Source organism: Rhodococcus sp. ACS1 (genome assembly GCF_002300155.1).
In the GTDB taxonomy this organism is placed as follows: Bacteria; Actinomycetota; Actinomycetes; order Mycobacteriales; family Mycobacteriaceae; genus Rhodococcus_F; species Rhodococcus_F koreensis.
On record NZ_NSDZ01000001.1, the window covers coordinates 509,837 to 522,843 of the forward strand.

The following is a 13,007-nucleotide window of genomic DNA, read 5'->3' on the forward strand; positions in this document are numbered from 1 at the left end:
CGCGTGCTGCTCGTTCACTCGACACCTGTCCGTTGCGATGCGCTCTGTGCTGCCGGGCCGTGCTGTCCTACCGGTTCGCGGGGTAGGTCCGCGCCATTGCGTTCTGCCGTGCCCGGCCCGTTCCGATCTGCTTCATCATCCCCCACTCCCACGACGTCCGCAGACGGTTCCTCCGCCCCGAGAGCGGTGAGTACCGCCTTCGCCGTGGCCGTTCCGATGCCGGGCACGGCGGTGATCTCCTCGACGGAGGCCTGTTTGAGTTTGGCGACGGAGCCGAAGTGCGTCACCAGGGCCTTGCGGCGGGTGTCGCCGAGACCGCGGACCGAGTCGAGTGCGGAGGCCGTCATCCGGCGGGACCGTTTGCTGCGGTGGAACGTGATCGCGAAGCGGTGCGCCTCGTCCCGCACCCGCTGCAGCAGGTACAGCGACTCGCTGGTGCGCGGGAGGATCACCGGGTCCTCCTCCCCCGGCACCCACACCTCCTCGAGCCGCTTGGCCAGCCCGATCACGGCGACGTCGGTGATGCCCAGTTCGTCGAGCACCGCCGAGGCCGCGGCCACCTGCGGGGCGCCGCCGTCGACGACGAACAGGTTCGGTGGGTACGCGAACCGCCGCGGCCTGCCGGTCTGCGGGTCGATCGCCGCCTCGGGGGCGAGGTCGCCGCCGTCGCCCCCGGACACCTGCTCGGCGTCCGCCCCGGCCGCTTCCGCGCGCAGCACCCCGACGTCACGGTTGTGCCGGAGGAACCGGCGCCGGGTGACCTCGGCGATGCTGGCGACGTCGTCGGAGCGGCCGTCGCCTGCGGCCTCCTTGATGGCGTAGTGCCGGTAGTCGGACTTGCGCGGCAGCCCGTCCTCGAAGACGACGAGGGAGGCCACCACGTCGGTGCCCTGCACGTGGCTGATGTCGACGCACTCGATGCGCAGCGGCGCCGAGTCCAGGTCGAGGGCCTCCTGAATGCCCTGCAGGGCCGCCGACCGCGACGTGAAGTCTCCGGCGCGGCGCAGCTTGTGCTGTTGCAGCGCCTCCATCGCGTTGCGCTGCACGGTCTCGGCGAGCGCCTTCTTGTCGCCGCGCTGGGGCACCCGGAGACGGACGGCGGAACCGCGGAGACCGCTGAGCCATTCCTGCACCTGCTCGGCGTCCGGCGGCAGCACCGGCACCAGCACCTCCCGCGGCACCCCGCTGCTGCCCGCCTCCTGGTCGGCCGCGCCCGACAGCGCCGCCTGCTCGCCGTAGAACTGGGTGAGGAACTGCTCGACGAGCAACGGCAGGTCCGATCCCGCCTCGGAATCGACGCTGGCCCAGTCGATAACGTCGCCGGCCTTCTCGACCACCCAGCCGCGCTGCCCGCGGACGCGGCCGCCCCGGACGTGGAACACCTGGACCGCGGCCTCGAGTTCGTCGGTCGCGAATGCGGCGACGTCGGCGTCGGTGCCGTCGCCGAGCACGACGGCCTGCTTCTCGAGCGCCCGCCGCAACGCGCCCACGTCGTCGCGCAGTCGCGCCGCCGTCTCGAAGTCGAGTTCCTCGGACGCCTGCTGCATCCGGGCCTCGAGCTGCCGGACCAGCTTGTCGGTGCGCCCCGACAGGAAGTCGCAGAAGTCCTCGACGATCTTGCGGTGTTCGGCCGCGGACACGCGTCCGACGCACGGCGCGGAGCACTTGTCGATGTAGCCGAGCAGGCAGGGCCGGCCGATCTGGTTGTGCCGCTTGAACACCCCTGCCGAGCAGGTGCGGGCGGGGAACACCCGCAGCAGCAGGTCGAGGGTTTCGCGGATGGCCCACGCGTGCGAGTAGGGGCCGAAGTAGCGGACACCCTTGCGCCGCGGGCCGCGGTAGACGAACAGCCGCGGGTACTCCTCGTTCAGGGTGACCGCGAGAACCGGGTACGTCTTGTCGTCGCGGTAGCGGACGTTGAACCGGGGATCGAATTCCTTGATCCAGTTGTATTCGAGCTGAAGCGCCTCGACCTCGGTGCTCACCACGGTCCACTCGACGCTGCCGGCCGTGGTCACCATCTGGCGGGTGCGCGGGTGCAGCGTCGAGACGTCGGCGAAATAGGAATTCAGCCGTGATCGAAGACTCTTCGCCTTCCCGACATAGATGACCCGGCCGTGCGGATCGCGGAACTTGTACACCCCAGGGTCGACCGGAATCGTTCCGGTCGCGGGGCGATATGTCGAAGGATCGGGCACCCCTCCACGTTAGTCGGCGCCACCGACCAACCCCGCATCCGCGGCGTCGCGGAGGGGTGGCCGCCGGTCAGGACGGCGCGTACTCCGACGCGAGCGCGCGGAACCGGTCGACGGCGTCCACGGCGTACTCGCGATCGTTCGACTGGATGGCCATCACGGCCAGGTACTCGTCGTCGGGCAGCTCGATCCGGGCCCACGCCGCGCCGTCCGGGAAGGACAGCCCCTCGTACAGGTCCCAGTCGACGATCCGCTCACCGAGCACGTTGCGCACGCCGATGCCGCGGGGCCCGATGCGCACCCGCGGGCGGGTCAGCAGCAGGACGGCGGCCGCGAAGAGGCAGCCGATGCCCGCGAACGCCAACTGGTCGGCGAGCCGGAAGTACACGCCCGTCGAATCGCCGCGCAACAGGATCGCGAACGTCACGTGCACGACCACGAGCAGGACCGCCACCCCGATCGCGTAGCGGCGGGACTTGCGTGGCTTCGCGACGAGAGTCCACTCGGATTCGGGGGTGGTCACGGGTGGATCCGGATCATGCGAAGGACTCCTCGGCCCGGCGCAGCCGCGCCAACGTGACGGCGGTGTCGAGTGCGGCCGCGCATGCCTGCCCGCCCTTGTCCTCGACGGCTCCGGGCAGGCCGCTGCGGTCGACGGCCTGCTGCTCGGTGTCCGTGGTGAGCACACCGTTCCCGACCGGGGTGCTTTCGTCCAGCGAGACCCGGGTCAGACCGGCCGTGACGGCGTCGCAGACGTATTCGAAGTGCGGGGTCCCGCCGCGGATCACGACACCGAGCGCGACGACGGCGTCGTGGCTGCGGGCGAGCGCCTGCGCGACCACGGGCAGTTCGATGGCGCCCGCGACGCGGACCAGCGTCACGTTCTTCACGTTCGCCTCGGCGGCCACCCGCTGCGCGCCGGCGATCAGCGCCTCCGAGATCTCGGCGTGCCAACTGCCTGCGACGATGGCGAGCCGGAGGTCGCCGGCCTCCCCGAGTTGCAGCTCCGGCAGTCCCTCGCCGCTCACAGCATCTCCCCCGCTTCGAAGTCGTCGAGCCCGATCAGGTCGTGGCCCATGCGGTCGCGCTTGGTGCGCAGGTACGTCAGGTTCTCGGCGTTCGCCCGCAGCGGCATGGACACCCGCTCGGTGATCTGCAGCCCGTAGCCGTCGAGTCCGACGCGCTTGGCCGGGTTGTTGGTGAGCAGCCGCATCGAGGAGATGCCCAGGTCGACCAGGATCTGAGCGCCGATGCCGTAGTCGCGGGCGTCGGCGGGCAGGCCGAGCTCGAGGTTGGCGTCGACGGTGTCCGAGCCGGCGTCCTGCAGCTGGTAGGCCTGCAGCTTGTGCATCAGGCCGATGCCGCGGCCCTCGTGCCCGCGCATGTACAGGACCACCCCGCGGCCCTCCTGCGCGACCATGTCCAGGGCGGCGTCGAGCTGGGGACCGCAGTCGCAGCGCAGCGAACCGAACACGTCGCCGGTGAGGCACTCGGAGTGCACGCGCACCAGCACGTCGCTGCCGTCGCCGTCCGGGCCGGGCAGGTCGCCGCGGACCAGGGCCACGTGCTCGACGTCGTCGTAGATGCTCCGGTACCCGACGGCGGTGAACTCGCCGTGCCGGGTGGGGATGCGCGCGGACGCGACCCGCTCCACGTGCTTCTCGTGCTTGCGGCGCCACGCGATCAGGTCGGCGATGGAGATCAGCGCGAGGTTGTGGTCGTCGGCGAAGACCCGCAGCTCGTCGGTCTGGGCCATGTGGCCCTCGTCCTTCTGGCTGACGATCTCGCAGATCACGCCTGCGGGACGCAGGTCGGCCATCCGGGCGAGGTCGACGGCGGCCTCGGTGTGACCGGGACGGCGCAGCACGCCGCCCTCCTTGGCCCGCAGCGGCACGACGTGGCCGGGGCGGGTGAAGTCCTGGGCGCCGCTGGCCGGGTCGGCCAGCAACCGCATGGTGGCGGCGCGGTCGGACGCGGAGATGCCGGTGCCGATGCCCTCGCGGGCGTCGACGGTGACGGTGTACGCGGTGCCGTGCTTGTCCTGGTTGGTGGCGTACATGGGGGGCAGGCCGAGGCGGTCGCAGTCGGCGCCGTCGAGCGGCACACAGAGGTAGCCGGAGGTGTATCGAACCATGAAGGCAACCAACTCGGGGGTGGCTTTCTCCGCGGCGAAGATGAGGTCTCCCTCGTTCTCGCGGTCTTCGTCGTCGACGACGACGACAGCCTTGCCTGCGGCGATATCCGCAACGGCGCGCTCGATAGTGTCGAACCTGGTCACGTGCTCGGTCTCCAAAGTCTTGACTGACGCATCTTCGAATACAACGGATGCATCCGTGGGATGCTCCTCAACAGTACGACTCAGCGGCCGGCCGCTTGCAGCCGCTCCACATACTTCGCGATCACGTCGACCTCGAGGTTGACGGGCGTCCCGACGGACGCCGCCCCGAGCGTGGTCAGTTGCAGCGTGGTCGGGATGAGCGAGATCTCGAAGTATTCGGCGCCGCGTTCCCCGCCGAGCGCCGACACCGTCAGCGACACACCGTCGACCGTGATCGAACCCTTCTCCACGACGTACCGGGAGATGGCGTCCGGAAGGGCGATGCGCACGACCTCCCAGTTCTCGGACGGGCTGCGGCTGATGATGTGCCCGGTGCCGTCGACGTGGCCCTGGACGAGGTGGCCGCCGAGGCGGCTGTTCAGCGCCGCGGCCCGCTCCAGGTTGACGCGGCTGCCCACGTCGATCTTCTCCAGACTCGACCGGTTCAGCGTCTCCTGCATGACGTCCGCGGTGAAGGAGCCGTCGGCGAGCACCTCGACGACGGTCAGGCACACACCGTTCACCGCGATCGAATCGCCATGCGACGCATCGGAAGTCACGACCGGACCACGCACGGTGAACCGTGCGGCATCGGCCAGTTCCTCCTTGGCGACGATCTCACCCAACTCTTCGACGATCCCGGTGAACACTGCGGCTTCTCCTACGTTCGGTGACTGTCAGGGTTTTCGGACACTGCTGGAACCAGACTCAACAACAGATCGGGGCCGATTGTTTCGACCGACTCGTGCCGGAACCGCAGGGCGCCGTCGATCGTCTGCACACCCGCCTCCGACACCGCGGACGCACCCGCACCGAGGACCAGCGGGGCGAGGTACGCCTGGATGCGGTCGACCCGGCCCGCGGCGAGGAACGCGCCCGCCAGCCGGGGCCCGCCCTCGAGCAGCACGTCGGTGTAGTCGGCGAGCGCGGCGAGGACCTCGTCCACGTCCCGGGTGCGCAGCACCAGCGTGGGCGCCGAGTCGTCGAGGACGCGGGCGCCGGGCGGGATGTCGCCGAGTCCGACGACGACGCGCACCGGCTGGTGCGCCGCGAGCGACCCGTCGGGCGTCCGGGCCGTCAGGCGCGGGTCGTCGGCCAGCACCGTCCCCGTCCCGACCACGATCGCATCGAGTTTCGCGCGGTCGGCGTGCACGCGTTCGCGCGCCTCGGGGCCGGTGATCCACTGACTGGTGCCGTCGGCGGCCGCGCTGCGCCCGTCCAGGGTGGCCGCGTACTTCCAGGTCACGTGCGGTCGTCCGGTGCGCTGCCGGTGCAGCCAGGCCCGGAGCGGGCCGCGTTCGACGTCCTGCGCGCGCAGACCGGACGTCACTTCGACGCCCGCGGAGACGAGGGTCTCGGCGCCGCCCGCGGCCTCCGGGTTCGGGTCGCCCACCGCGTAGTGCACGGCGACCACACCGGCGTCGAGGAGCGCCCGCGAGCACGGCCCGGTGCGGCCGTGGTGGTTGCACGGTTCCAACGTGACGACGGCGGTGCCGCCGCGGGCGGCGTCCCCCGCCTCCCGCAGCGCGACGACCTCCGCGTGGGGGCCGCCCGGCGGCTGCGTCATCCCGACGCCGGCGATGCGCCCGGCGGCGTCGAGGACCACCGCGCCGACCGCCGGGTTCGGGCTGGTGAATCCGCGCGCCGACTCCGCGGCGCCGATCGCGATCTGCATCGCGGCGTCGAGGTCCGCAGCCGAATTCTCGTGCCGCACGTGGGGGTTCACGATGTGCCGGGTGCCGCTACCGCGACAGGCTCAGGTGCGGCGACGCCTTCGCGGCGCTGGCCCGCAGCGCGCGCACGGCCTCCGCGGGATCGCTCGTGCCGTAGACGGCGGAGCCGGCGACGAAGCAGTCGACGCCGGCTTCGGCGGCGGCCTCGACGGTGTCGGCGTTGATGCCGCCGTCGATCTCCACGACCAGCCGCAGCTCACCCGAGTCGACGAGGCGGCGGACGGCCTTCGCCTTCGACAGGACCTCCGGGATGAACGACTGACCACCGAAGCCGGGTTCGACGCTCATGACGAGGAGTGTGTCGAAGTCCTTCAGGATTTCCAGGTACGGCTCGATCGGCGTGCCGGGCTTGACGCTGAGGCCGGCCTTGGCGCCTGCGGCGCGGATGTCCCGGGCGACGGACCGGGGGTCGTCGGTCGCCTCGGCGTGGAACGTGACGTTGTGCGCGCCGGCCTCCGCGTAGGGCGGCGCCCAGCGGCCGGGGTCGTCGATCATGAGGTGGCAGTCGAGCGGGATGTCCGTCGCCGCGAGGAGACTCGTCACGACGGGGAGGCCGAGGGTCAGGTTGGGCACGAAATGCGCGTCCATCACGTCGACGTGCAGCCAGTCGGCACCGGCGACCGCGTCCGCCTCCTCGGCGAGACGCGCGAAATCGGCAGACAGAATGGACGGTGCGATCATCGGGGTTGCCACGCGCCGAAGTTTAGTCGTACGCGTGTGGGGGCCGGGTCACGCGGTCCATACTGGGCGCATGCCGACCTGGACGGACGTCGTGGCGATCGGTGCGTCCCTGCCGGAGGTGCAGGAGAGCACCTCGTACAACACCCCGGCACTGAAGGTGGCGGGCAAGTTGCTCGCCCGGTTGCGGGCCGAGTCGGACGGCGGCCTGGTGGTGATGTGCGACCTCGACGAGAAGGCGGCCCTGCTCGCCGAGGGCGCGCCGTTCTACACCACCGCGCACTACGACGGCCACGGTTCGATCCTCGTGGACCTCGAGAACATCGACGTCCCGCAGCTGACCGAGTTGCTGCGGGACGCCTGGCGGATCAAGGCCCCGGCGAAGCTGCGCAGGCAGTTCGACCAGATCTGACGGGTCGGCGCCCGCACACCGGCCCGGACCCTCATCGGATCGGCGTCAGACGCCGAGCTTGAGGCCCGCCCCCGCATCGACTCGGAGTTGCTGACCGGTGACGAACCGGGACTCGTCGGACGACAGGAACACCACCGCGTGCGAGATGTCCTCGGGTTCGACCCACGGGGTGGGCATCGCCTGCATGAACGGGAACGTGACCTTCGCGTCCTCTGCGGTCGGGTTCTCGAGGTCGGGGCGGAACGTGCGGAACATCGGGGGGCTCTGCAGCATGTCCGTGTTGCAGTTGGTGGGGTGGATCGCATTGACGCGGATGGACTTCGGGCCCAGGGTGAGCGCGAGCGAGTTGGTGTACGTCCACAGCATCTTCTTGGCGAGGCCGTAGCCGTCGCCGCCCGGCCCCTGCAGGGCCTGCTGGCCGTTCAGGCCGGCCTGCGGGACCAGCCCGGCCACCGACCCCGTCGCGATGATCGACGCGCCGGCGTCCAGGTGCGGGAGGGCCGAGTGAATCGTGTTGATCACACCGACGAAGTCGACGTCGAACGCATCGACGAAACCCTCGACGGGCACGTCGTTCCCGAGGGGCGCGATTCCCGCGTTGGCGACCACGACGTCGAGCCGTCCCAGCGTCGCGACCGCGGCGTCGAGTTCGCGGCGCAGCGCCGCCCGGTCGCGCACGTCCACCTTGGCGGTGACGACGCGGCGCCCCGCCTTTTCGACGAGCCGTCCCGTCTCCGCGAGGTCGGCCTCGGTGGCCAGCGGGTACCCGTTGGATGCGATGTCCTCGCAGAGGTCGAAGGCGATGATGTCGGCGCCCTCGTCGGCGAGATGCACCGCATGACTACGACCCTGGCCCCGCGCCGCTCCGGTGATCAGAACGACCTTCCCCGCTACCCGATTCATCTGAAGTCCTCCACTCGCTTCGTGACGTACGTCTCTGTCGCGAGAAGAATTAGAACACGTTTCACAGTAATAAGTGAAACAGGTTCTACCGAGTGTCGGGCGGTGGACCGGGCAGCGGGAAGGCGACCGCCTAGGGCTTGCGCAACGCGGCCATGAACATCGCGTCGGTCCCCTGCCGGTGCGGCCAGAGCTGGACGCTCGGACCGTCCCCCAGACCCGGCACCCCGGGAACGAGCTCACGCGTGTCGAGCGCCGTGAGCCCGTGGCGCCGCACCGCGTCCGCGACCACGGCCACCGTCTCGGACAGGTGCGGCGAACATGTCGCGTACAGGATCACGCCACCCGGGCGAACCAGCTCGGCGGCCGACGCGAGGAGTTCCCGCTGCAGTTTCGCGAGCCCCGCCACGTCCGACGGCTGCCGGCGCCACCGCGCCTCCGGACGTCGGCGCAGCGCACCCAGTCCGGTGCACGGCGCGTCGACCAGGATGCGGTCGAACCCGCCCTCCAGCCCGGGATCGCGGCCGTCGGCGACGTGCACGTCGACCGGAAGTTCCTTCGTCGTCTTGCGGATCAGGTCCGCGCGGTGCGCCACGGGCTCCACGGCGTCGAGACGCCCGCCCTCGATCCCGGCGAGCGCGCCGAGCAGGGCGGCCTTGCCGCCGGGGCCCGCGCACAGGTCGAGCCACCGGCCGGTGTCCGGGCCGTCCAGCGGCGCCAGCGACAGTGCCCGGGCGACGAGCTGGCTGCCCTCGTCCTGCACTCCGGCGAGTCCCTCGCGGACCGCGTCGAGCAGACCCGGGTCGCCGCCGTCCAGGTAGACGGCATACGGCGAGTACCGGCCCACCTCGCCGCCGGTGGCGAGCGCGAGTTCCTCCGACGAGATCTCCCCCGGGCGGGCGACGAGATGCACCGCGGGCCGTGCGTCGTCGGCGACGAGCACGTCCTCGAGTTCCCCGGCGTCGGCGCCGAGCGCGTCCGCGAACACCTGCGCGATCCACGTGGGGTGCGCGTGCTCGAACGCCAGCCGGCCCACCGGGTCGGCCGGGGCGAGACGCTCCACCCACTCCGCCTCCGACCGCTCCGACACCCGGCGCAGCACGGCGTTGACGAACCCCGCCTTCCCCGGACCGGCCTCCGCACGGACCAGGTCGACGGAGGTGGCGACGGCGGCGTGCGGGGCGACGCGGGTGCGCAGCAGCTGGTAGGCGCCCAATTGGAGAACGTCGAGGAGCGGTCCGTCGATCTCGGCGATCGGCCTGCCCGCGCAGTCGGCGATCACGGCGTCGAGGAGCCCGCGGGCACGGGCGGCGCCGTAGGCCAGTTCGGTGGCGAGGGCGGCGTCGCGTCCGTCCAGGCGCCGCTCACGCAACAGCCCGGGCAGGACGAGGTTGGCGTAGGCGTCGCGTTCCCGGACGGCGCGCAGCACGTCCCTCGCGGCGAGCCGTGGCTGGTCGAGTCCGGACTGGGACGCGTCGGGGCGGCGCGCCTGACGGGGGCGGTTGTTGCGGCCCCCCGAGCCGGACTGGCCGCGGCGTGCGGGCCTTCTGGATTCGCTCATTGTGCCCGTACCTCCGCGTCGAGTCGTGCGCCTCGCGCCCAGTCCAGGGCGGCCATCTGTTTCTTGCCCTGCGGCTGGACGCGGTCGAGCCGCACCGCCACCGTGGACGTCCCGATCAGAAATCCGGACTTGGTCACGGAGATCTCCCCCGGCTCCAGTCGCTCGTCCGTCACGGTGACCGGGCCGACCTTGACGCGCAGATCACCGATCGTCGTCCAGGCGCCGGGCGCGGGAGTCACCGACCGGACGTGCCGGTCCACCACCGCAGCCGTTCTGTCCCACCGGATCCGAGCCGCCTCGACCGTCACCTTGGCGGCGTGCGAGACCCCCTCGGCCGGTTGCGGGACCGCGGTGATCGCGCCGTCCTCGATCCCGTCGAGGACCGACTCCAGGAGCACGGCGCCGCTGTCGGCGAGGCGTCCGAGGAGGTCGCCCGCGGTGTCGGTGTCGCGGATCCGCTCGGTGACCACCCCGTAGACCGGGCCGGTGTCCATCCCCGCCTCCAACCGGAACGCGCTCGCACCCGTCATGTCGTCGCCCGCGCCGATCGCGGCCTGCACGGGGGCGGCCCCGCGCCACGCCGGCAACAGCGAGAAGTGCAGGTTCACCCAGCCGTGGGCCGGGATGTCGAGCACCTTCTGCGGCAGCAGCGCCCCGTAGGCGACGACGGGCGCGCAGTCTGGTGCGAGGTCCGTGAGGCGCGCCAGGAACTCCGGTTCCGTGGGCCGCTCCGGGGTGAGCACCTCGATGCCGTGGAAGTCGGCGAGCGCGCCGATCGGTGAGCGGACCACCTTACGTCCACGTCCGGCGACCGCGTCGGGACGCGTGATCACCGCCACGACGTCGTGGCGCGGCGAACGGATCAGTCGCTCGAGTGAGGGAACGGCGGGCTCGGGGGTTCCGGCGAAGACTATGCGCACGCCGGCGACCCACACGACGGACGGTGGACCGCTGCGCGGGCCGAAACGGTACTCACGAAGAAAGCTCCCCTTGGATCGACGATGTGCCGACCAGTCTAGGGAGTCGCACACGGGCCATGACACTCGGCGAAGCGATTCCGCGGAACCGCCCACAGCGACGGCGGACGGGTATTGACTGTTCTGAGGCCGGCGCGAACGGTCGGGCCGGTGTCCCGTTTTCGAACCTCTGGAGGTAACGATGGCAGGAATCGAGAGCAAGTTCGACAAGGCGTACGAGACGAAACCGATCGAAGAACTGGCAGGCGCCCCCGTCGCCGCCCTGCAGGGCGTGAGCGATTCCGACGCCGAACACCTGGCGGCCGCCTTCAACATCAAGACCGTGAAGGACCTCGGCACCAACAAGTACTTCCTGTGGGCGCAGGCCGTCGCGAAACTGGCGGAGTAGCAGCCACACACGAGAGGCGGGGAGCCGTGCACTGCACGGCTCCCCGCCTCTGTCCCTGAGGGCTAGCGGTTGCCGTCGACGACGACCTCCGGGATACCCGCACCGATCGGCACGAACTCGCAGCGAGCGAGCGGAACCGCATCCGGATCGAGTGCCGCACGGACCAGGTCGAGCGCGAACGGATCGTAGGGTGCCCGGAAGTGCCCGGTGCCGTCCTCCGGGCATCGATCCTGGATCAGGATGTTGACCGCCCCGGCGCCGCGGAGCGCCATGTTCGTGTACGGCTGGATCATCTCGTCGTACCGCGACCCGATCGTCGTGTACGAGACGCCGGGCACGGTGTCGCCGCCCGCGTTGAGGGCGTTCATGAACGGCGAGCCCTGCATCTGCTGGCTGACGGCGACCGACGTCACCGTGCGGGCGAAGTCCGGGCCGCCGGGCAGCGCCTGCACGACCGGAACGAGGCCGTACATCACTCCCCCATAGCTGGGCGACGCCAGTCCGACCCAGTGGTCGACGAACGGAACACCGCCGAGCTTGTTGACGTAGTACCTGGTGACGTTCGCGCCCTGCGAATAACCGACGACGTCGACCTTGTCGGCGCCGGTCGCATCGCGGACCCGGTCGACGAACCGGCCGAACTCACCCGCGCTCGCGACGATGTCCTCGGTCCCGAACGAATCGGCACCCGGCGCGCCGCCGTAGTTGAGGGCGAAGACGCAGTATCCGTCCGCGGCGAGGATCGGCGACAGGGCGGCCCAGTCCGCGTACGCGCTGGCGTCGGTGCCGTGTGCGAGCACGACCGGCTCGGGGTGGTCCGCGGAGGGCGTACACGTGAAGTCGTTCGATCCGGCGGGTGCGCTGCCCGGGTGGTCGTGCGCGTACGCAGCGGCGGCACTACGACCGGTCTGGGGAAGCCCGGCGCCTGCGGGCACGACGAGTGAGGGCGGGGAGGCGTCGTCCGCGTGGGCGGTGGACACTGCGCCGGACATCAGCAGGACGACACCCGCGACGACCGCACCGGCACCCCGAAACCTCATGACCTCTCCCGACTTCACTGAGACATTGCTGTGAACCTTCCCAGAATGTGCACGCGCTGTCGCGTCGAGCCGGCGGGTCCGCGGCGGGGTGCGGCGCCCTACGAGTCGGTGGCATCCTTGCCGGCTTCGCTCTGATCGTCTTCTGCGAGAAGGCGATACAACGAACGCCGCGCTTCGGTGAGAATCTCGCCTGCCCGCCGGACCTGTTCGTCGTCACCGACGGCGGCGACCTGCCCCGCAGCGCCCATCAGCAGCCCGATCAGGCCCCGCAAGTCCTCGGCCGGCCTGCCGACACTCTCCCGCACGTCGTCCCACGGGGTGCCGAGTTCGGTCTTGTTCGCTTCGACGAAGGCCTTGCCCTCGTCCGTGAGGCGCGCGGTCTTGCGGCCCGCCACCTTTTCGATGAGCACCAGACCTTCGTCCTCGAGCTGCGACAGCGCAGGATAGATCGAACCGGGACTGGGCTTCCACACCCCGTCGCTGCGTTCGACGATCTGCTGGATCAGCTCGTAGCCGTGCATCGGCTGCTCGGTGAGCAGCAGCAGGATCGCGGAGCGGACATCGCCGCGCCGTCCCCTGCCACCCCGCCCGCGTCCGCGGCCGAAGTGCATTCCGGGCCCGAAGCCCGGACCGCCCTCGGGGCCGAAGCCGCCTCGGCGGTGTCCGTGACGGTGCGGCCCGTCGGGCCGTGCCATCCGTTCGCGTCCGAATCGTTCCCGTCGGGAACCTCTGTGTTCGAAATGGAAGTCTTCCATCATCAGCCTCCTTCTGTATCGCTGATGCATCAACGATATATCGTCAATTGC

At 70.8% G+C, this 13,007-nt stretch carries 14 protein-coding genes; 2 read left to right on the forward strand and 12 right to left on the reverse strand.

Going from position 1 to position 13,007, the window contains the following annotated elements; all coding sequences use genetic code 11:
* Positions 1 to 14: 14 nt before the first annotated feature.
* The 7 genes from uvrC to rpe all read right to left on the reverse strand — a co-directional run bounded on the left by uvrC (position 15) and on the right by rpe (position 6,938).
* Entirely contained in the window at positions 15 to 2,198 is a 2,184-nt protein-coding gene (gene uvrC / locus CJ179_RS02390; RefSeq protein WP_095860620.1) for an excinuclease ABC subunit UvrC, read from the reverse strand.
* A gap of 67 nt (positions 2,199 to 2,265) precedes the next feature.
* A complete protein-coding gene (locus CJ179_RS02395) occupies positions 2,266 to 2,718 on the reverse strand; it encodes a PH domain-containing protein (RefSeq protein ID WP_072942116.1) in 453 nt (150 codons plus the stop codon).
* A 13-nt stretch (positions 2,719 to 2,731) separates the two neighbouring features.
* Positions 2,732 to 3,223: a 6,7-dimethyl-8-ribityllumazine synthase gene (gene ribH / locus CJ179_RS02400; RefSeq protein WP_072942117.1), complete on the reverse strand. Its 492-nt coding sequence runs from the start codon at positions 3,221 to 3,223 to the stop codon at positions 2,732 to 2,734.
* Positions 3,220 to 4,473, reverse strand: a complete 1,254-nt coding sequence (locus tag CJ179_RS02405; protein WP_072942447.1) for a bifunctional 3,4-dihydroxy-2-butanone-4-phosphate synthase/GTP cyclohydrolase II — start codon at positions 4,471 to 4,473, stop codon at positions 3,220 to 3,222. Before CJ179_RS02405 ends, ribH begins: the two co-directional genes overlap by 4 nt.
* An 80-nt stretch (positions 4,474 to 4,553) precedes the next feature.
* On the reverse strand, positions 4,554 to 5,162 hold the full coding sequence (locus CJ179_RS02410; protein WP_072942119.1) for a riboflavin synthase: 609 nt from the start codon (positions 5,160 to 5,162) through the stop codon (positions 4,554 to 4,556).
* A gap of 11 nt (positions 5,163 to 5,173) precedes the next feature.
* Entirely contained in the window at positions 5,174 to 6,226 is a 1,053-nt protein-coding gene (gene ribD / locus CJ179_RS02415; RefSeq protein WP_072942120.1) for a bifunctional diaminohydroxyphosphoribosylaminopyrimidine deaminase/5-amino-6-(5-phosphoribosylamino)uracil reductase RibD, read from the reverse strand.
* Between the two features lie 28 nt (positions 6,227 to 6,254).
* Positions 6,255 to 6,938: a ribulose-phosphate 3-epimerase gene (rpe, locus tag CJ179_RS02420; RefSeq protein ID WP_072942121.1), complete on the reverse strand. Its 684-nt coding sequence runs from the start codon at positions 6,936 to 6,938 to the stop codon at positions 6,255 to 6,257.
* 58 nt (positions 6,939 to 6,996) lie between these two features.
* Between rpe and CJ179_RS02425 the strand changes: the two genes are divergently transcribed.
* Positions 6,997 to 7,335, forward strand: a complete 339-nt coding sequence (locus CJ179_RS02425; protein WP_095860621.1) for an MmcQ/YjbR family DNA-binding protein — start codon at positions 6,997 to 6,999, stop codon at positions 7,333 to 7,335.
* 45 nt (positions 7,336 to 7,380) lie between these two features.
* Here the strand turns inward: CJ179_RS02425 and CJ179_RS02430 are convergent, their stop codons facing one another.
* The 3 genes from CJ179_RS02430 to fmt form a co-directional block, all read right to left on the reverse strand.
* Entirely contained in the window at positions 7,381 to 8,238 is an 858-nt protein-coding gene (locus CJ179_RS02430) for a mycofactocin-coupled SDR family oxidoreductase (RefSeq protein ID WP_095860622.1), read from the reverse strand.
* Positions 8,239 to 8,368: 130 nt separating this feature from the next.
* Positions 8,369 to 9,796: an RsmB/NOP family class I SAM-dependent RNA methyltransferase gene (locus CJ179_RS02435; RefSeq protein ID WP_072942449.1), complete on the reverse strand. Its 1,428-nt coding sequence runs from the start codon at positions 9,794 to 9,796 to the stop codon at positions 8,369 to 8,371.
* Positions 9,793 to 10,716 carry a methionyl-tRNA formyltransferase gene (gene fmt / locus CJ179_RS02440; protein WP_095861038.1) on the reverse strand — a complete coding sequence of 308 codons (924 nt, stop codon included), beginning with the start codon at positions 10,714 to 10,716 and terminating at the stop codon, positions 9,793 to 9,795. The genes CJ179_RS02435 and fmt overlap by 4 nt, the downstream gene beginning before the upstream one ends.
* A 238-nt stretch (positions 10,717 to 10,954) precedes the next feature.
* On the opposite strand from fmt, the gene CJ179_RS02445 reads away from it, so the two are divergent.
* Positions 10,955 to 11,161, forward strand: a complete 207-nt coding sequence (locus tag CJ179_RS02445) for a hypothetical protein (RefSeq protein ID WP_072942124.1) — start codon at positions 10,955 to 10,957, stop codon at positions 11,159 to 11,161.
* Positions 11,162 to 11,223: 62 nt separating this feature from the next.
* Here the strand turns inward: CJ179_RS02445 and CJ179_RS02450 are convergent, their stop codons facing one another.
* Entirely contained in the window at positions 11,224 to 12,201 is a 978-nt protein-coding gene (locus tag CJ179_RS02450; protein ID WP_095861039.1) for a triacylglycerol lipase, read from the reverse strand.
* Between the two features lie 98 nt (positions 12,202 to 12,299).
* Positions 12,300 to 12,956: a PadR family transcriptional regulator gene (locus CJ179_RS02455; protein WP_072942126.1), complete on the reverse strand. Its 657-nt coding sequence runs from the start codon at positions 12,954 to 12,956 to the stop codon at positions 12,300 to 12,302.
* Positions 12,957 to 13,007 lie beyond the last annotated feature (51 nt).

Coding starts and splice junctions, on each gene's coding strand:
- CJ179_RS02435 (WP_072942449.1), bottom strand. CDS start 9,796: ATGAGCGAATCCAGAAGGCCCGCACGCCGCGGCCAGTCCGGCTCGGGG.
- CJ179_RS02455 (WP_072942126.1), bottom strand. CDS start 12,956: ATGGAAGACTTCCATTTCGAACACAGAGGTTCCCGACGGGAACGATTC.
- CJ179_RS02450 (WP_095861039.1), bottom strand. CDS start 12,201: ATGAGGTTTCGGGGTGCCGGTGCGGTCGTCGCGGGTGTCGTCCTGCTG.
- CJ179_RS02430 (WP_095860622.1), bottom strand. CDS start 8,238: ATGAATCGGGTAGCGGGGAAGGTCGTTCTGATCACCGGAGCGGCGCGG.
- CJ179_RS02445 (WP_072942124.1), top strand. CDS start 10,955: ATGGCAGGAATCGAGAGCAAGTTCGACAAGGCGTACGAGACGAAACCG.
- CJ179_RS02425 (WP_095860621.1), top strand. CDS start 6,997: ATGCCGACCTGGACGGACGTCGTGGCGATCGGTGCGTCCCTGCCGGAG.